This is a genomic window from Thermithiobacillus plumbiphilus (assembly GCF_038070005.1).
GTDB lineage: Bacteria > Pseudomonadota > Gammaproteobacteria > Acidithiobacillales > Thermithiobacillaceae > JBBPCO01.
Window position 1 is genome coordinate 22,350 of record NZ_JBBPCO010000002.1, and the last position, 17,719, is coordinate 40,068.

General features: G+C 59.5%; 22 protein-coding genes and 1 pseudogene. 7 read left to right on the forward strand and 16 right to left on the reverse strand.

Features of this window, described 5'->3' with window-relative positions:
* The first annotated feature begins 71 nt into the window (after positions 1-71).
* A complete protein-coding gene (locus WOB96_RS02065; protein ID WP_341369608.1) occupies positions 72-521 on the forward strand; it encodes an NUDIX domain-containing protein in 450 nt (149 codons plus the stop codon).
* Positions 522-552: 31 nt separating this feature from the next.
* Here the strand turns inward: WOB96_RS02065 and WOB96_RS02070 are convergent, their stop codons facing one another.
* Genes WOB96_RS02070 through purM form a run of 3 tightly spaced genes read right to left on the reverse strand, consistent with a single transcriptional unit; the run spans position 553 to position 3,051 of the window.
* Positions 553-1,305, reverse strand: a complete 753-nt coding sequence (locus WOB96_RS02070; RefSeq protein WP_341369609.1) for a DUF3108 domain-containing protein — start codon at positions 1,303-1,305, stop codon at positions 553-555.
* A 53-nt stretch (positions 1,306-1,358) separates the two neighbouring features.
* On the reverse strand, positions 1,359-2,018 hold the full coding sequence (gene purN, locus WOB96_RS02075; RefSeq protein WP_341369610.1) for a phosphoribosylglycinamide formyltransferase: 660 nt from the start codon (positions 2,016-2,018) through the stop codon (positions 1,359-1,361).
* Complete coding sequence (purM, locus tag WOB96_RS02080; protein ID WP_341369611.1) at positions 2,011-3,051, reverse strand: phosphoribosylformylglycinamidine cyclo-ligase; 1,041 nt, start codon at positions 3,049-3,051, stop codon at positions 2,011-2,013. The genes purN and purM overlap by 8 nt, the downstream gene beginning before the upstream one ends.
* A 122-nt stretch (positions 3,052-3,173) precedes the next feature.
* Here purM and pgsA point away from each other — a divergent pair, with 122 nt between their 5' ends.
* Genes pgsA through hda form a run of 3 tightly spaced genes read left to right on the forward strand, consistent with a single transcriptional unit; the run spans position 3,174 to position 5,529 of the window.
* Positions 3,174-3,728 (forward strand): CDP-diacylglycerol--glycerol-3-phosphate 3-phosphatidyltransferase, encoded by a 555-nt coding sequence (gene pgsA / locus WOB96_RS02085; protein WP_341369612.1) that lies wholly within the window; start codon positions 3,174-3,176, stop codon positions 3,726-3,728.
* The gene (locus WOB96_RS02090; RefSeq protein ID WP_341369613.1) at positions 3,725-4,810 is read left to right on the forward strand and encodes an AI-2E family transporter; all 1,086 of its coding nucleotides are present in this window, start codon (positions 3,725-3,727) and stop codon (positions 4,808-4,810) included. The genes pgsA and WOB96_RS02090 overlap by 4 nt, the downstream gene beginning before the upstream one ends.
* Entirely contained in the window at positions 4,807-5,529 is a 723-nt protein-coding gene (hda, locus tag WOB96_RS02095) for a DnaA regulatory inactivator Hda (protein ID WP_341369614.1), read from the forward strand. Before WOB96_RS02090 ends, hda begins: the two co-directional genes overlap by 4 nt.
* Here hda and WOB96_RS02100 read toward each other — a convergent pair.
* A complete protein-coding gene (locus WOB96_RS02100; protein ID WP_341369615.1) occupies positions 5,507-5,887 on the reverse strand; it encodes a DUF2069 domain-containing protein in 381 nt (126 codons plus the stop codon). The two genes, hda and WOB96_RS02100, sit on opposite strands and share 23 nt — an antisense overlap.
* A 26-nt stretch (positions 5,888-5,913) precedes the next feature.
* On the reverse strand, positions 5,914-6,285 hold the full coding sequence (arsC, locus tag WOB96_RS02105; protein ID WP_341369616.1) for an arsenate reductase (glutaredoxin): 372 nt from the start codon (positions 6,283-6,285) through the stop codon (positions 5,914-5,916).
* Between the two features lie 94 nt (positions 6,286-6,379).
* On the opposite strand from arsC, the gene WOB96_RS02110 reads away from it, so the two are divergent.
* Positions 6,380-6,721 (forward strand): DUF4398 domain-containing protein, encoded by a 342-nt coding sequence (locus WOB96_RS02110; protein WP_341369617.1) that lies wholly within the window; start codon positions 6,380-6,382, stop codon positions 6,719-6,721.
* A gap of 7 nt (positions 6,722-6,728) precedes the next feature.
* Here WOB96_RS02110 and WOB96_RS02115 read toward each other — a convergent pair whose 3' ends face one another.
* Positions 6,729-8,381, reverse strand: a complete 1,653-nt coding sequence (locus WOB96_RS02115; protein WP_341369618.1) for a hypothetical protein — start codon at positions 8,379-8,381, stop codon at positions 6,729-6,731.
* A gap of 137 nt (positions 8,382-8,518) precedes the next feature.
* On the opposite strand from WOB96_RS02115, the gene phoB reads away from it, so the two are divergent.
* The gene (phoB, locus tag WOB96_RS02120) at positions 8,519-9,262 is read left to right on the forward strand and encodes a phosphate regulon transcriptional regulator PhoB (protein ID WP_341369619.1); all 744 of its coding nucleotides are present in this window, start codon (positions 8,519-8,521) and stop codon (positions 9,260-9,262) included.
* Positions 9,246-10,562 (forward strand): phosphate regulon sensor histidine kinase PhoR, encoded by a 1,317-nt coding sequence (phoR, locus tag WOB96_RS02125; RefSeq protein ID WP_341369620.1) that lies wholly within the window; start codon positions 9,246-9,248, stop codon positions 10,560-10,562. Before phoB ends, phoR begins: the two co-directional genes overlap by 17 nt.
* A gap of 378 nt (positions 10,563-10,940) precedes the next feature.
* Here the strand turns inward: phoR and WOB96_RS02130 are convergent, their stop codons facing one another.
* The 10 genes and pseudogenes from WOB96_RS02130 to moaB all read right to left on the reverse strand — a co-directional run bounded on the left by WOB96_RS02130 (position 10,941) and on the right by moaB (position 17,708).
* A complete protein-coding gene (locus WOB96_RS02130) occupies positions 10,941-12,305 on the reverse strand; it encodes an FAD-dependent oxidoreductase (RefSeq protein WP_341369621.1) in 1,365 nt (454 codons plus the stop codon).
* Between the two features lie 99 nt (positions 12,306-12,404).
* Complete coding sequence (locus WOB96_RS02135) at positions 12,405-12,992, reverse strand: c-type cytochrome (RefSeq protein ID WP_341369622.1); 588 nt, start codon at positions 12,990-12,992, stop codon at positions 12,405-12,407.
* A 78-nt stretch (positions 12,993-13,070) separates the two neighbouring features.
* On the reverse strand, positions 13,071-13,535 hold the full coding sequence (locus tag WOB96_RS02140; protein ID WP_341369623.1) for a rhodanese-like domain-containing protein: 465 nt from the start codon (positions 13,533-13,535) through the stop codon (positions 13,071-13,073).
* A gap of 221 nt (positions 13,536-13,756) precedes the next feature.
* Positions 13,757-15,064: a hypothetical protein gene (locus WOB96_RS02145; RefSeq protein ID WP_341369624.1), complete on the reverse strand. Its 1,308-nt coding sequence runs from the start codon at positions 15,062-15,064 to the stop codon at positions 13,757-13,759.
* Positions 15,065-15,272: 208 nt separating this feature from the next.
* Positions 15,273-15,722, reverse strand: coding sequence for a molybdenum cofactor biosynthesis protein MoaE (locus tag WOB96_RS02150; protein ID WP_341369625.1), 450 nt, complete (start codon positions 15,720-15,722; stop codon positions 15,273-15,275).
* A gap of 4 nt (positions 15,723-15,726) precedes the next feature.
* A complete protein-coding gene (moaD, locus tag WOB96_RS02155) occupies positions 15,727-15,981 on the reverse strand; it encodes a molybdopterin converting factor subunit 1 (RefSeq protein WP_341369626.1) in 255 nt (84 codons plus the stop codon).
* Between the two features lies 1 nt (position 15,982).
* Complete coding sequence (locus WOB96_RS02160; RefSeq protein ID WP_341369627.1) at positions 15,983-16,741, reverse strand: HesA/MoeB/ThiF family protein; 759 nt, start codon at positions 16,739-16,741, stop codon at positions 15,983-15,985.
* Positions 16,713-16,889: pseudogene (locus tag WOB96_RS02165) on the reverse strand (cyclic pyranopterin monophosphate synthase MoaC); the annotation flags it as partial. The pseudogene WOB96_RS02165 and the gene WOB96_RS02160, both read right to left, overlap by 29 nt.
* Complete coding sequence (locus WOB96_RS14440; protein WP_423229715.1) at positions 16,850-17,095, reverse strand: hypothetical protein; 246 nt, start codon at positions 17,093-17,095, stop codon at positions 16,850-16,852. The pseudogene WOB96_RS02165 and the gene WOB96_RS14440, both read right to left, overlap by 40 nt.
* Before the next feature lie 85 nt (positions 17,096-17,180).
* The gene (gene moaB, locus WOB96_RS02170; RefSeq protein WP_341369628.1) at positions 17,181-17,708 is read right to left on the reverse strand and encodes a molybdenum cofactor biosynthesis protein B; all 528 of its coding nucleotides are present in this window, start codon (positions 17,706-17,708) and stop codon (positions 17,181-17,183) included.
* Positions 17,709-17,719: the final 11 nt, after the last annotated feature.

The following is a 17,719-nucleotide window of genomic DNA, read 5'->3' on the forward strand; positions in this document are numbered from 1 at the left end:
CCGCTACCAAGGGTGGATAGGCTCATGATGCACATCGGCTAGAATGATGCGACAACTCAGGGAGGGGACGCATGGACAGGAAATCGCCGAGAATCAGCGTGGACATCATCATAGAGAAAGCGGATGACCCGGCGCGTCCGGTGCTGCTGATCGAACGGCATTTCGAACCATTGGGATACGCCATTCCGGGCGGCTTTGTCGATTATGGCGAAACCCTGGAGGCCGCGGCCTGCCGCGAGGCGCTGGAAGAAACCGGGCTGCGGGTGGAACTCGAACGCCTGCTGTACTGCTACTCCGATCCCGCTCGCGACCCCCGGGGCCATACCATCAGCGCGGTCTTTCTCGCCAGCGCCATCGGTGAGGCTCAGGCCGCGGATGATGCCAAGGCCCTGGCCTGGTATGCCCGCGGTGACTGGCCGGCGGATCTGGTCTTCGATCACCGCCGGATCCTGGAGGATTATCTGCGGTTCCGGGAAACCGGCATGCTGCCCGCGCCCGGAAGCTGTCCGGCCCTGAGCTGAAAGGGCTCAGGGGCCAGGGGATGGTTCAGGCTCAGGTGCTGGTCTGGGTCTGGATGGACTTCAGGCGGGCCACGAAATCCCCATACTTGGAATGAAAGCGTAATTCCACCGGCAGATGGCGTTCGTCCTGGCTGTAGCAGATGCTCGCCACGCGCTTTTTATCCGGGTTGTCCTGCTGGACATCGACCTGTTCGACGCAGCGCACCGCAAACTCACCGGCACTGGTGTGGATCCGGTTGACGCCGAGATCCTTGATCTGCAGGCGCTTGTTGCTCTTGCCGTCCACCACCATGAAGGGATCCTTCACGCTGGCAGGAAAAAAGCGTATCTGCTGGATCAGCGTGTTCGGGTCATAGGTGTCGCGGGTGATGGCCACGTCCTTGCTGCCATCCTTCTCGTTTTTCATGTGGGCCTGCATCTGTTCCCAGTCGAAGCGCACTTCCCGCGGAAAGGGCTCGCTGCCCTTGTTCTGGTGCGTGTAGCGCAGTACCTGCAGGCGATCCCCGGTCAGTCGGAACAGCGAGGTCTGATCACTGTCGAGCCGATAGAAGATGTTCACCGCCCGATTGGTGTTGGCGGTCACCGTCAACAGATAAGTGCCATTGGGCTGGCGCTTGAGGGTCTGCTGCAGGGTGCCGGCCGGCAGACCGTTCCAGCTCACCTGATATTCAAGCTGTTCGTAGACCGGCAGCTGGGTGCTTGCTGTCTGTCCGGCTGCTGCGCCGCCCATCAGCATCGTGAATGCCAGGCCGGTTGTCAGGAAGTACTTGAACAGATTCGCCATGAGTGGCTCCTTTTTGGGTGTCTTGGTGCTTAACGCATGGGCCGCCCAGCAGTTTACCCGGGCCAGATCATCGGTAGCGGAGGACTTTCAGCGCCATTGACCAGCACCCGGCCGTTTTCAAGGCGCAGGCGGCCCTCGCTGATCCATTGTAGCGCCATGGGATAGAGCCGGTGCTCCTGTGCCAGTACCCGAACGGCCAGTGTTTCCGGAGTATCATCCGCCAGCACCGGGATGGCGGCCTGGGCGATGATGGGGCCACCATCGGTCTCTTCATTGACGAAATGCACCGTCGCGCCGTGAATCCTGACCCCGGCTTCCAGGGCCCGCTCGTGTGGGCGCAGGCCGGGAAAGGCGGGCAGCAGGGATGGATGGATGTTGACCAGTCTGCCGGAAAAGCGCTGGACGAAACCGGGCGTGAGCAGACGCATGAAGCCCGCCAGCACCACCAGGTCCGCTTCGTGGGCGTCGATACAGCGGGTCAGTTCCGCGTCGAAGGCTTCCCGATCCGGGAAGTCTCGGTTCCTGACAACCTGGGTGGGAATGCCCTGGCTCTCAGCCCGTTGCAGCGCCGCAGCGCTGGCAACATTGCTGATGACAACACCGATTTCGGCGCTCAAGCGGCCACCTGCAATGGCGTCGATAATGGCCTGCAGATTGCTGCCGCGCCCGGATACCAGTGCCGCGATCCGCAGGGGCCGCCGAACTTCAGCCAAGGATTTCCACTCCGGCACCCGCGCGCGCTACGACCTCGCCGATGCGCCAGGCCTGCTCGCCGGCATCGGCAAGTACCTGCAGGGCCCGCTGGGCTTCGCTGGCCGCCAGGATCGCCACCATGCCGATGCCGCAGTTGAAGGTGCGGTACATCTCGCGACTGTCGATGTTGCCCTCGGTCTGCAGCCAGTCGAAGATCGGCGGGCGCTGCCAACTTCGTGCATCAATGCGGGCGGCGAGATTCTTGGGGAGAACCCGGGGCAGGTTTTCCGGCAGGCCGCCACCGGTGATGTGCGCCATGGCATGTATCTTCACCGCCTGGCCAAGGGCCTGCAGGGATCTTGCGTAGATGCGGGTGGGCGTGAGCAGCGTGGCGCCGAGCGTGCTGCCGCCAAAGGCGCTGTCGAGTGCCTGGCCGCTGCGTTCCAGCACCTTGCGCGCCAGCGAGAAGCCGTTGGAATGCAGGCCGCTCGATGCAATGCCGATTAGCACGTCGCCTTCGCTCACGGCGCTGCCGTCGATGATGGCGTCCTTTTCCACCACGCCCACCGCGAAACCCGCCAGATCGTAGTCCTCGGTGCCGTACATGCCCGGCATCTCGGCGGTCTCGCCACCGATCAGCGCGCACCCGGCCTGCTCGCAGCCCTTGCCGATGCCGGAAATGACCTTTTCGGCGGTATCCACGTCGAGCCGGCCGCAGGCAAAATAGTCCAGGAAATACAGCGGTTCGGCGCCGGTGACCAGCAGGTCGTTGACACACATGGCGACCAGATCGATTCCGATGCTATCATGAAGCTGCATTTGCTGGGCGAGCAGGAGCTTGGTACCCACGCCATCGGTGCCGGATACCAGCACCGGCTGGCGGTAGCGATCGACCGGGATCTCGAAAAAGCCGCCGAAGCCGCCCAGACCACCCATCACGCCGGGCCGCTGCGTGCGTCGGGCAATCGGCTTGATGCGCTCCACCAGCGCGTTGCCCGCGTCGATGTTGACACCGGCATCACGATAAGAAAGGGAGGATTTGTCTTCGGCCACGGGCTGCTCCTTACAAAGAACGGTTGCGCAATGGTAGGAGTCCGGCTAGCGTCTGTCAAAAGCCGCGACACGCCGGTGCCTGGCAGCCAGAGGATGCGGTACCCTGCGAGGCCTCCTCAAACATGAACCTACCTAATACGATTACCATTCTGCGTCTCCTGCTCGTGCCGGTAGTGGCTTACGCGCTGTTGATCGGGGATGTCGCCAAGGCGCTGATCCTCTTCCTGGTGGCGAGCATCAGTGACGGGCTGGATGGCTATCTGGCGCGACGCCTGAATCAGCGTACCCGGCTCGGTGCCATCCTTGACCCCCTGGCGGACAAGCTGCTGGTGGTGAGTGTCGTCATTCTGCTCACCTGGACCGGATTGCTGCCGCTCTGGCTCACAGCCCTGATCATCCTGCGCGACGTCATCATCGTCTCGGGTGCCCTGATCTATCATTACTGGATCGGTCCGGTCCAGATCGCGCCCAGCTATGTCAGCAAGGTCAATACCACGGCCCAGTTCATCCTGATCGTGCTGGTACTGGCGGTCGGCGCTGACTGGCTGGGCCTGACAGAGTTGCTGCCATATGCCTTCGCCATCGTTTTCGCGACAACGCTGCTGTCCGGAGTGGATTATGTACTGCACTGGAGCCGCCGGGCGGCGGAAAGCCGCAAGAGGAAAGCCTGTAAATGACGACACCCCGCGTAATTGTGCTGGTTCTGCTGGCAGCCGGCATCCTGGTCCTCTACTATCTGGGACCTCTGCTGTCACTTTTCGTTGGCTCGGCACTGCTGGCCTATCTGTTGCTGCCGCCCGTGGATTATCTGTCCCGCACCTTGCCCCGCTGGCTGGCGGTGGCCGCCGTTTTCGGCCTGTTCATTGCGATCCTGATCCTGGCAGGCATGTTGCTGGTGCCCCTGATCGGGGAACAGATCCAGGTATTTCTGGCCAACTGGCCACGCTATCAGGCCATCCTGCTGGAGCGCCTGAACGCGATATACCTGGCCCTGGGAAGCCCCGGGTCGCCAGAGGCCATACTGGCCAGTCTTCAGGGGCAGGTAGGCAAGGTGGGTGGCTGGTTCGCGACCGGGTTGGGTCATGTCTGGAATTCCAGCATGGCCTTTCTCGCCTGGACCCTGAACCTCGTTCTGGTGCCAGTGATCGCTTTCTATCTGCTGAAGGACTGGCACGGGATCCTCGCCAGGATCGATGAGCTGCTGCCGAGGCCACAGGCGCCGCGTCTGCGCGCCCTCTTTGCGGAGACCGACCAGGTACTGGGGGAGTTCCTGCGGGGACAGCTGCTCGTCATGCTGGGGCTGGGCAGCATGTATTCGCTGGGGCTGATGATCCTGGGCCTGAATCTGGCACTGCCCATCGGCATCTTTGCCGGTCTGGTCAGCTTCATTCCCTACCTTGGCTTGATACTGGGTGGCGGTATTGCCCTGGTGATGGCGGCGCTGCAGTTCCATGATGCCATACACCCCTTGTGGGTATTGGGTATCTTCGCCGGCGCACAGCTGATCGAATCGACCCTGCTGACGCCCTGGCTGGTGGGAGACCGTATCGGTATTCATCCGGTTGGGGTGATCTTCGCGGTACTCGCCGGGGAGCAGCTTTATGGCGTTACGGGCATGTTGCTGGCATTGCCTTTGGCGGCGATCCTGACCGTCTGGTGGCGACCGGTGCTGGGTCGCTATCGCCTGAGCCGCTTTTATCGGGGAACAGGTCCTGCGCCCACGCTCGCTGAACCATCCCCAGGGGACGGTGCGCCGTGAGCTTCAGCCCTTCCCTGCAATTGCCGCTGGATCTTGGCTTTCCTGATGAACTGCATTTCGAGGGCTATTACCGGTCAGCGGGCAATGCCGAGGCACTGGAAGCGGTCAGCACACTGGCCCGGGCGGAAGCACCGGTGCACAGCGTTTATCTCTGGGGGCCATCCGGTACGGGGAAAACGCACTTGTTGGTTGCCGCGGCGCGGCAGATGGCGGATGCCGGCTGGTCCCCGTATATCGACATGGTCGATTTTGCCGCCCAGATGCCCGCCGGGGAGCCTTCACAGTGGCTGGCGGGCCTGGAGCGCGCCTCTCTGGTCTGCTTTGACAGGATGGAGAGCATCGCCGGCGATATTCGCTGGGAAGAGGCGGTGTTTCACTGCTTCAATCGCCTGCAGGCGCAGGGTGGACGGCTGCTGATGGCAGGCCGCCAGGCGCCGGCAGCCACTTCCTGGGCCCTGGCGGACTGGGCCAGCCGTGCCAGTTGGGGGCTGGTACTAGGCCTGCCACCCTTGCAGGACCAGGACCGGCTGGGCATCCTGCAGCTGCGGGCAGCAGCGCGTGGTCTGGAGCTGCCCGGCGAAGTGGGAGAGTTCCTGTTGCAGCGTTATCCCCGCGATATCCGCCAGCTCAACCGCATTCTCGATGAACTGGACCGGGCCGCCCTGGCGGCAGCGCGCCGCCTGACCATCCCTTTTGTCAGGTCGGTACTGCGCTTCTGAGCCGTCTGGCCTTATGGCGCACATAGACATTGCAGCCGGCAAACATGGCGCTGGCGAGCAGGACCTCCAGCAATGCCGGCAGGCGCTGGGCGGCATCGGCATAGACGAGTACCACGCCTTCGGCCAGGTAGGCCAGCGACAGCATGCTTGCCCAGGCATAGGTGTAGATGCGGCCGTGCAGCATGCCCCGCAAGGGAAACAGCAGCGGCACGGCCTTGATGGCCAGCCACACCACCGGCGGGGCGTAGCTGGATGGGGCCCAGCGGGTTTCCCAGATCAGGGTGAGAATGATGAGACCGAAATAGCCGGTCAGGGCGGCGCCATGGGCGAGCCTTTCCATGGGGGAGGCTGATGTCACGGATAGTCCTTGCTGGGGTGTAAGGCTTAAGGAGTTGTCTGGGCGGCAGGCAGTATTTCAAGTACCTTTTCCGGCGGGCGGGCGATGACTGCCCGGGCATCATCCACCACCACGATGGGCCGCTCCAGCAAGGCAGGGCGCTGGATCAGGGCACGAATCAGGGTTTCCCGGACCAATCCCTGATCATCCAGATTGGCAATCTGATAGAGATCATCCTGAGTCCGCATGATCTGGCGTGGCTCCTTGCCAAGCAGATCAAGCAGCAGCTCGATCTCGGTCTCGCCGGGTGGTGTCTTCTGGTAATCGATCACGGTCGGTTCTATGCCGCGCTCGCGGATCAGGCGCAGGGCCTCGCGGGATTTGGAACAGCGTGGATTATGATAGATTCTGACCTGCATGGATGACCTCTGGCTGGCGACAGGCCGGCTTTTACAAGCTTCCGGCAGCGCGCCTATAATAATCACGAAATGCGCTTGCCGCAAAAGTAGTCACATGACCTTGGGAGTGTACTGGATGCAGAACTGGCGTGAAGCCGTGCTGGGCCTATGCCTGGCCTCCTCCATGGCGAGCATGGCGGGTTGCGCAAGCGCCCCCGTGCAGGAAATGAGTGATGCCCGCGCGGCGATTGCCGAGGCCCAGCGCAGCGGTGCCGCGGAGCACGCGCCACTCGGCTTGAGCACTGCGGAGTCCTTGCTGAATCGCGCCCAGATCGAGATCGAGGTGCAAAATTATTTGATGGCGCGGGAATATGCCAGACAGGCCAAGGATGCCGCTGTCCAGGCGCGCATCAAGGCCCAGGTGGGCCGGGCAGAGCCTGGCGAGGCCAGACCCTAGCGCCGGATCATCCTGCTGCTGTCTTGATGGGTACGTATTGCAAGAGCTGAAAATGACGGGTTCGGCGCCGGTTGAGGCCAAAATATACCCGCTGTCCTCGATCCAGCCCTGAAACCTCCTCCTCGATGCGACCAACACCCCCGGCGTCGATGTTCGGGCTTGCTGGCGCGATGATGCAGACCCGGCCCGCCGTACGCACCAGAATGACCTCCAGCGTCATCGGGGACTGGCTCTCCTCATTCAAATACAGTCTGGCAGCCTGACTTTCCTCACCCAGACGCTGCAATCCCATTTGCATGCCACCACGCATATTCTGCCTGATCCAGCGGACCTCGACGATGCTCAGGTCCGTGAGCCTCATCGCATCGGCAAGCTCAGGCGCCTGACCGGCGAACAACTCCCTGCTGCGGGCGTCCATCTGTATGGTCAGCAGCTGTCCGACCTCGATGCCGGATGTGCTGGCGTGATCGCAGACCAGACGCATGCCTGTCTGACTCAGATCCACCATGTGCCAGTCGCTGTGCGGCGCTTCCGCTGTCCTGTCTTCTGCCAGTGCGAGCGGGATCGAACCCTGATCGCCTGAGCGTCCGATATTCCGCCGGATGGCCTCAAAGCCCTGGACAATGTGTACCGGTGTGCTCCAGACATTTCTGCGCACCGAGGCACGGATCTCCGGCAGGAGTGCCGAGCCGATCTGCCGGAGCAGTTCCTGACGATCCGTGGCGGACAGCTGGGCCAGGGTTTCATGGATGAGTGCGGGATCGGCGCCCTCGTTGAGCAAGCGCAGGTGTTCCGGCAGGAGATCTTCCAGGGCGCGGGCATCCAGTACCAGGCAATCGGGCAGCATGGCTTCAGCTTCCGTGGCCGAGAGGTGCAGATGCCAGGGTGCCTGGGGCGGGCGATCACTGGAAAGGTCCACGAGGAACTGGGCTGGCAGGCTGTCGGCGCCTACCGGAATGGTACATTGGCGATAGGGCAGCAGGGGCAGGGCTGCGGCATAGCGGTGTAGATAGGCGGCGATCCAGGGCAGCAGGCCGGGCGCCTGTCGGTAGGCATCGATGGCGCCCATCAGCAACAGCTGGGTAAATACCTGCTGGATGCAGACCGTTTCTCCACTACTGTCCTGCTGTGCCCGCAGGGTCAGGCTGAAGCGCTGGGCAATGCGAAACAGTCTGTAGCTTTCCTGCCAGAGCTGGCCCGGAATTTCCTGATATCTTTCCAGTAACAGACGCATGATCAGGACGTGCAAGCGCAGGGCCTGCAGGATGGCGTCAGCGAGCTGGGCCCTGCCAGACACCGAGTCATCTTCAGCAACCTGCTCGACTACCCCCCGAAAGGCGCGGGTGAGCTCTTCCAGAGAGCGCAGCAGGTCCCAGCGGCCTTCGTGCTGACCCTGGCTTTCCAGGCGGCTGGCGTGCTCTTGCCAGTGGGCCAGTCGTGATTCAAACCATTGCTGAAAATGCCTGGCGACCTCCAGGCGGTGGGTTGGACGCAGACGCGTCTGATTGAGCCTCGTTACCAGATCGAGAAAGCGCGCCAGATCCCCGGAGAAGGGGGGCGAGCCGCCCGGATGCTTGTGCAGGAAATTCTGCATGTGCACCCGGCTGCTTATCCAGCCCCCATATTGCAAGGAAAATGATTTGCGGGAATACGAGGTCATGGCTTCTTGCCTGAAAGTTTTCCTGCAGTATAGGAAATATTTCCAAAAGCGCATAGCAATGCTATTGGGCCTGCCAAAGAGTTGTTATGATCCTCCGGAATCCGGGCCGTGGGTATTCAGTGCAGCGGGGAGACAGCATGGAAGCACAGGCAGAACAGCAGTTTCGCATTCTGGTGGTCGAGGATGAGGCAGGCATTCAGGAGCTGGTGCGCGTCAATCTTGCAAGGCAGGGTTATGAAGCGCGTTGCGCCTCCAGTACCGAAGCTGCAGCGGCCCTGCTGGCGGAATGGCAGCCGCACCTGCTGCTGCTTGACTGGATGCTGCCCGGAGAGAGCGGGCTGGACTGGTGCCGCCGCCTGCGCCGCCAGGAGATGACGCGCCATCTTCCCATCGTGCTGTTGACCGCGCGTGGTGAGGAGGGCGACCGTGTCCGCGGGCTGGACTACGGTGCCGATGACTACATCAGCAAGCCCTTTTCCATCAAGGAGCTGCTGGCCCGCATCAAGGCCCTGCTGCGCCGCTCCTACCCCGAAGGCGAACAGGCAGTGATTGCTGCCGGTCCGCTGCGGCTGGATCAGAAATCCCACCGCGTGCACGCCAATGGCAGCGAGGTCCGGCTCGGCCCCACCGAGTTCAGGCTGTTGCGCTTTCTGATGCTGCATCCCGAGCGTGTCTTTTCCCGCGAAACGCTGCTGGACCGGGTCTGGGGACAGCAGGTCTATGTCGAGGAGCGTACCGTGGACGTGCACATCCGGCGCCTGCGCAAGGCCCTGGAGCCCTTTGGCTGCGAGGATTATATCGAAACCGTGCGCGGCGCGGGCTACCGTCTGCGCTCCCAGGCCCCCCAGTTGCAGGATGAGGCTGATGGTGCTTCCAGCTAGCCTTGCCGGGCCGCTGGGATTTGCCCTGCTGGGCATTTTGCCTGCTGCACTGGGCTGTACGAATCCTGTCTGCCGCGGCCTGGAGATCCTGGTCTTTCTCCTGCTGGTATTCTGGATCGGCTGGCACCGAAGCCAGGTCATCAAGCTGCAGCACTGGTTCGCCGCCCCGGATAACGTGCTGCCACCTGAAGCGAGCGGGCAATGGGAGGAGCTGTTCTCCATCGGTTATCGCTGGCGCAAGGGGGAGGAGCAGCAGCGTCACAGGCTGCGCCAGACTTTGGAGCAGCTCCAGCAAGCCATGGATGCCCTGCCGGATGCCCTGCTGCTGCTGGATGCGCGCGGCGAAATGCTCTGGGGCAACCGCAGCACGGCCACACTGCTCGGGCTGCAATGGCCCATGGATCGCGGGCAGTCCTTGGATCATCTGGTCCGCCATCCGCGTTTTCGGGCCTTCATTGAGCAGGGAGAGGCTGGTACCCTGCAGATTCCGTCTCCCGTGGCACCGCAGAAGACCCTGGAAGTCAGTCGCTTTCCGCTGCCCCAAGGCGATAGCCTCATGGCCTTTCGCGATGTCAGCCGGTTGCTGCAACTGGAACAGATGCGGCGGGATTTCGTGGCCAATGTCTCCCATGAGCTGCGCAGCCCCATCACCGTGCTGAGCGGTTTCATCGAAACCCTTCAGGAGACTCCCGGCTGCAATGATGGTGAGGCGGCCTCCTATCTGGACCTGATGGCACAACAGACCACCCGCATGCAGTCCCTGGTGGCAAACCTTCTGATACTGGCAAGGCTGGAAAGCGAGGCATTGCCCCGCCATCATGAGCCTGTCCTCCTGTCGGGCCTGATCCGCCAGACCCTGGGTGCCCTTCAGGAACAGTCGCAGTCAAAGGCCCTGAGAATCGAACTTGAGCTCGATGATAGTCTCTATATCTGTGCCGAACTTGTGGATCTCACGAGTATCGTTCGTAATCTGATCGAAAACGCGATCAGCTATACGCCCGCCGGTGAGCGCATCAGGATTTCCTGGACGCGCAATCCCGAGGGGGCGCTGTTCATCGTCGAAGATAGCGGGTCAGGCATTGCGCCGGAGCACTTGCCCCGCTTGACTGAGCGGTTCTATCGGGTGGACGAGGGCAGAGCCCGGGGTAGTGGCGGCACCGGTCTTGGGCTTTCCATTGTCAAGCACGCCGCCGCCCGTTACGATGCGCGCTTACAAATCGAAAGCCAGCCAGGGCTTGGCAGTACATTTCGCGTACATTTTCCCAAGGCACATCTCTGTCGTGGCGAAGTGCCGGATTGAGCGCATTGTCGGGCTGTTTCATTCTGCAAGAAGAGATCATGAAAAACATTGTATTCGGGGTCTCGATTTTCGCATTCACATTGGAACTGTCTGGCTGTAGCAAGCAGGTAGACAGACCAGATCAATGGGGCTGGTTCGACGGCCATTTATCGTGACAGAGGGGGGTGCTGAGCATCAGCCAGCCGAGCACGCCTAGTTGGTAATGCCATGCTGCAAGGCCATCACGCAGCGCGCTACCCTTGGGAAAAATCCTTTGAGCTCCATGGCGGCATACGCGGCAGCGATCAGCATGGCCATCAGCCAGTGCAATCCCACAGACAGCGGTCCGTAACCGCGCTGCGTGGTGGAGCTTAGTTGCTCACGTCAGTCTTGATGCGGTCACGTTTTGGCGAGAAAATATTGCCTGGCGGACCAAGCCTGGGCAGCCACCTGCACCGGGTCCCACGGGCTGCTGAACGGTGGCGTATAGCTGAGGTCCAAGTCGTTGAGCTGCTCGACGCTCGCATTCTGGAAAAGCGCCGCGGCAACGATGTCGATCCGCTTGGAGATCTCCGCCTTTCGGTGTCCGAGGATCTGCGCGCCAAGCAGCCGGCCGGTCTGGCAATCGCCCGTCATGCGGATATGGAGCGTCACCGCGCCCGGGTAGTAAGCCTTGTGGTCGTTGGCTTGCGTTGGCACGGTCGATGGATCAAAACCGCCGCCACGGGCTTCGTGATCCAGGAGGCCCGTTCGGGCGATCGCAAGGTCGAAAACCTTGAGACTCTGGCTGCCGAGCGCGCCAGCGAACTCCCGGTTGCCGCCGACCGCGTTCTCGCCCGCAATCCGGCCTTGCTTGTGTGCGATCGTACCCAGCGAGATATAAGCCGGCTTGTCGAGCAGGCGATGATAGGTCTCCCCACAGTCGCCGGCGGCGAGCACATCGGGCAGGCTTGTTTGCATCCGCCGCGTGACCGCGATGGCACCGCGTACCCCGAGTTCTGCGCCCGCTCGGCCGGCCAGATCGCTGGCTGGCCGCGCACCGACCGCCAGGATCACCATATCCGCGGGGTGCTGGGTGCCCGCTGAGTCCGTCACCCACAAGCGCGAACTCGCGCTGTCCCCGGACCGTTGTTCGATCTGCGTGGCGCTGAGGCCGGTCAGGACACGCACTCCATGCCGCTGCAACGCGTCCTTGACCAAATCGCCAAGCGCTGGGTCGACCGTCGGAAGCACCGTTTCAGGGCGGCTGAGCAGGGTTACGGCAATACCGCGCTGGGTGAGCGCGTCGGCCATCTCGAGCCCGATGTAACCGGCGCCGACGAGCACCGCGGTCCGCGGCTCCCGCTCCGTCAGGTGCTTGTGAACCGCGAAGCTGTCATTCATCGTGTGCAGCAGGAACACGCCGTCCAGCTCGCTTCCCGGCAGCTCGGGGCGCATCGGCGCCGCCCCCGTTGCCACGATCAGGCGATCATACCGGATCGTCTGCTCCGTTCCCGCGTGCTCGACCAAAACCGCTTTCCCCCGCGCGTCGATCGACCGTGCCGTATGCCGGCGCAAGATTCGTATTCCGGGAAACTCGGTGCGATGAGCGAGTTGACGCCAATCAGGCGTTTCTCCGCTGAGATAATAAGGCAGTCCGCAGATGCTAAAGTTAGGATAGTCGTCCGCCAGCATGAGCGTTATTTCGACGCCCGGATTGAGTTCGTGGGCGCGCAGCGCCGCACTAATGCCGGCATCGCTGCCGCCAATTATCAGTAGGTGCATGGTGCCTCCTCCAGCAGTGGCTTGGCCAATGAGATGCTCCTCTAGATGAGCTTTGGATATGGGCGGTGACCATGAAAACGCAATTTTGTTAGATTGCAGTTAGCCTTTGGGGGGTTCCACTGGCTTTTGACTCAGTATCCATTCGGCCATGGCCTTGGTTTGCCCTTGTGTAAGCTGCGGATGGGCCGGCATGGGTATTCCTCCGGTTAGGTCATTCCAATTGCCTGCGCCGCCAACTTTGATTTTATCGGCCAATTTATCCACTGCCGTGCTATCACCCTTGTAACGATATGCAACCCAGGCATAGGCAGGACCTACCATCTTCCGGTCTACCGCATGGCAGCTCATGCAATCCGACTTTTGCATAATAGCCTGTCCGCTTTCAGCCGTAGACATACTGCTTTCTTTGTTTTTCCCGTCGGGAATGTCGATATTGCCTGGCCTTCCCGCAACGTTGATGCTTTCAGAATCTGCCGGCTTCGGCCCACTATCTACTGGGCCCGCAGCACCGCGTACATCTGCATTTGGTGACGCGTTAGTTTTACTTGCTTTCTCCGCTGGCGATATCGCTGGTGGAGGTGTATTCGCTTCATTTTCTTCCTGCTTTCCGCAACCTGCAGCCAAACTAAAACTGACTCCTAGCAACACGCAAGTCGCCAAATATTGAAAACTCGTCTTATTCTGCATGGCAGATTTCCTCTTATCACTAATCTCGGATTGGTATTTCATTTTGCCACATGACTTCTTTGAACAACCAAAGCTTTCTCAGCACTGTTCCCATGGCAGCCCCAAGAATCGCCAGCCTCCTAGCGTGCTACGGTGATTCTGCCCGTCCAAATCGCCTTCGAATCCCTCAGCGATATTGTAAACTTGTGTAAAACCCGCTTCACACAAAGCGAGCCCGGCTTCCATGGAGCGATGACCACTGCGGCAAATAAGCAAAACAGCAATATCTTGTCGCCCTTGTGCCCGGGAAAGCACATCAGCAACAAAGTTTGGATTGATTTCCCAATCCGGATCATCTCGCCACGCGATGTTTATCGCGCCCACCGAATGTCCTACGAAGAGAAATTCCACACAGGAACGCACATCTACTAGAATCGCTTTGGAATTTGCTTTCTGAAATTCCCAGGCCTCATGGGGAGTAAATGTATTCACTAGCTTATTCTCCATCTTCGCTGGCCTTTCCTGAACAGAACAGGGGCCCTCATACATCAAGGAGGTAGCCATTCCATCCTCCTGCACGGCTTTTCGAAATATATTGATGACACCGCTCAGGTGGCTTCCCTGATGGCGCAGTTTTTTTTGTACCGAAGAGCATAATCACGATCAGCAAGATAATCACCCCGTGTCCTATACTCAAAGCGACCATAGCAACTCCCCAAATTTCACTCTCCCGATAACGGCGGCCCGCAAGGCTTTATACGGGCCTAGCTCAAGCAGGCGTGAACTCAAAATTCAGCCTGGAGTCGGCTAAATAGGGCAAGTTTGTTCCTGTTTACGCCCACGCCCTGATTAAATTCACCAGCTGCTCCCTGGAAATAACCGCTGTCACTGTCCTTGACCTTGGCGTAGTCCGCACCGAAATTCAAAGCTAGCACCTTTGTGAATCGATACGTCCCCATGGCGAGCACGTCGGTGCCCACTGTCCCGCTACGACCAGCAGCCTTGGAGCCGCCGAGCCAACCCGCGCCCAGATACCCGCTCAAATTACTGGTGATTGGGAAACTGTACTTGGCTTGCACTGTGGCCAGGCCGTAACCATTATTCGAGATGTTGACGGTATCCCCATCGAAGCCGGTGTCAGTGGGCCCTTGAACGGTGAGAATACCGGTATAGCCCCAATACCCATTGGTTTTGGCCAGTGCCATCACGGGCTGGAAGCCTGTCCCGTTGGATTTACCCGTTGCATAGGTGCCCATTAGTCCAAAATCGCCCGCTCCGGCGTGACCAGTCAACTCCAGCTTGGCTGCAAGACCGCTGGCATCATTATTAGTGCCCAAGAGGTCTTTGTCGGTCTTCGATCCTTGTAAAAATCCGTTCAAAAGGAGCCCCTCAGTAAGAGAAAAGCGGGCACCGACCCCATAATTTAATTGCGTTCGCCGGGGGTTGCTCTGGTCATCCGAAGCTGCTATCTGGGCCAGGCTCCCACCTACGTTCACTTGATTGTTGCCGCCCAGTGGCAGTACGTAATCTGCCGTGTAAAGGGAAAAGTCTCCCGGCACGCGGCTGGTTTCAGCACCTTGCGCGAGGTTCGCGGCTCCCAGACGCAAGTTACCGCTGCCGGCGGGCAGATACAGCAAACCCGCCAAAGGGTTGAAGTCCCAATCTGCCGAGTACTGGGTATCCCCGAACTTGTCGCTGAGCGGAACCAGTCCGGCCTCACCAGTTATCCCATTCTTGAACTTGTAGGTCATTTCGGCATGGCGTACCCGAAGGGGATTGGAGGTAGTTATTATATTGTCCCGGGTATGCCCCAACTCGAATTGTAAATGGGTGCTGAAGTTTTCATCGAACTTCAGGTCGATGTTCTGACGGATTCGTAAGCGACTGGCCGCCGCATCCTCAAAGGTCCCATCCGGCGCCACATTACTATTCTGGACGTAGTAACTATTAATGCGGTATTGCCCGCCAAAGGCTGCTTCAACTGCGGCCGCGTTCTGCGCCACGAGAGCTGTCGTTAACACCAAGGCAGCTGAAATAGACTGAGCCAGGATACCCCGACCTTGCACTGCAAGGTGTTTTGAAAGACAGATCATGTAAATCCCCTTTTAAGTAGTTGCCAATAGATGATCGCAGGTGCAGCAAAGCTGCCTGTAGCAAGTGCAAAGCAAGTCGCATGCCGTTTTAGCAAGCAAAGTAAAGTATTGCTTTTAAAGGGTAATCTGCCTTTTGCCGGCTAGTGCATGTTGCAAAACGGAAACATGGCTACCGCTCGGTTACCTTATGGTAACAAGACAGAACGGGTCATCGGTTCCAGCGCTCCCGCGCGGTCTGGTCATTTTTCTGGGCGCTGACCCAGCGGGGGCCTTGGGGGGTCTGTTCCCGCTTCCAGAAAGGTGCTTCGGTTTTGAGGTGGTCGATAATGAAGTCACAAGCGGCAAAGGCATCCCGGCGATGTTCGCTGATGGTGGCCACCAGAACAATTTGCTCTCCAGCCAGCAACTCGCCTGTTCGGTGGATAACCAATACCTCCTGTAGGCTCCAGCGCTGATGTGCCGCTGCCTCGATGCCGTGCAATACTTTTTCCGTCATCCCTGGATAGTGTTCTAAGCGCATCGCGTGGACCTGAGCATTAGCACTAAAATCCCGCACCGTGCCTAGAAAGGCCACGATGGCTCCTGCAGCAGCGTTGTGCTGACGCAACGTTGAGATTTCTGCATCCAGATCGAAATTGGTTTGCTGAATCCGAATCATGCCTTTAGCCTCCGGTGACTGGTGGAAAAAAGGCGATTTCGTCGCCAACGGCCACAGTGCCTTGTCCTGCCACCATGGCGTGATTTACGGCAACGCATACGACCGCGTCCGCACCGAAAACTTCTGTCCAGTTTCCGCCTCGGCCCCTCAGGTAGGCCAGGAGAGTTTCGACGGTATGGACATGTCTTGGTAATTGAATCTGTTCACTGTCTATCCCCAACTGCTCCCTGAATTGTGCAAAATACAAAATTTTGATCATGTCATTCTCCGCATACAGGACACGCTTGATCCTTTCTCATCCGGATCCGATGACTGCTGTTATTTAGAGCATCGAACAGCAAAAGCTCCTCCTGAAGACGGGATGATAGCGCCAGGATCTGCTTGAGAGTCTCCAGGGCTTGCCAGCACCCCAAAAGCCCTGCCATCGGTCCTAAAATACCCCCCTCCACGCATCCCTGTGTGGCATCACGGTTGGGCAATCGTGCGACCAAGCATTGGTAACAAGCGTCGCCCGGCCGGAATACCGCCAACTGTCCTGTAAAGCGCGACAGTGCACCGGATATGAGTGTTTTTTTCTGACGAGCACAAATGGCGTTGAGTAGGTAACGTGTCTGGAAGTTGTCACTGCCGTCCACGATCCAGTCGTAAGCCTCAATGACTGCACTGGCATTTTCGGGCGTCAGCCGCGGGTGCGTCATGATTTGCACCTCAGGATTGTTGTCCAGGATGCGGGCCTCGAGCCGCTGTACTTTCGAGTAGCCGATATCTAACTCACTGTAGATGACTTGACGCGGCAAATTGGTACGGTCCACCAGATCACTGTCGGCAAGGCCGAGCATACCGATGCCGGCCGCGCCCAGATAACTGGCCACGGGCACGCCCAGTCCACCGGCGCCCACTACCAGAACCTTGGCCGCCAACAGCCGGGCCTGCCCCGATTCCCCGACCTCCTCCAGCAGGATCTGCCGGGCATAGCGAACGAGTTGCGCATTACCCAAGGGAGTTGAGACTGTAACCACTTTTGCCTCCTCGTTTCTCCAGCAGATGCAGGTTGGCGATCACCATACCCCGGTCCACTGCCTTACACATGTCGTCATACACGGTAAGTGCGGCAGCGGATGCAGCTGTCAGGGCTTGCATTTCGACGCCGGTTTGACCAGCGACCCGACAAGTCGCAAAATTGCAGACTGCCCGTTGTCAACGGCAATCCAAACTTGCCTCCAATCCATCGCGCTGTTATCCATTGGCGGAACAGCCACGGGTGCCGTTTGCGGCAGAGCAAGCACTCTGTCACAAGCCTCATTCAAGGCCACGCAATCGATATCCCCAATGGGTTGGGCATCGTCCAACAACACGGCAATGGCGGTATCCACAGAAAGCTAAAGACATATTGCTACTGTCACAATGGGATGTCATATCCATCTATTCCGCTCGTGGCATGAAATTCGCATGGCCAATTCAGCGTTCCTGCATGCGGGGCAGGATTTCGATCAGATTGCACGGCTGATGGCGGTGATCCAGTTGGTGTCGGATTATGTGATCCCAGGCGGTACGGCATGCACCTGTCGAACCCGGTAGGCAAAACAGGATGGTGCCATTGGCTACCCCGGCTACTGCACGGGACTGGATGGTAGAGGTCTTTATTTCCTGATAAGAAAGGCTGCGAAAGACTTCTCCAAAGCCATCGATGGATTTGTCTAGTAATGGCAAAACAGCCTCTGGAGTACTGTCACGGCCAGTCAACCCAGTCCCACCCGTACTAATGATCACCTGAATTGATGGGTCGGCGATCCAGCGCGAGATGATCGCGCGAATTTGATAGATGTTATCGGGAATAATCTTCTTCTCGGCGAGACGGTGTCCGGCTTCCTGCAACAACTCCACCAAAATGCATCCTGAGGTATCAGTTGCCTCATTGCGCGTATCCGATACGGTAAGAACGGCGATTTTGACTGAAATAAATGTGTTTTTTGCATGCAGGCTCATAGTTGCCCCAT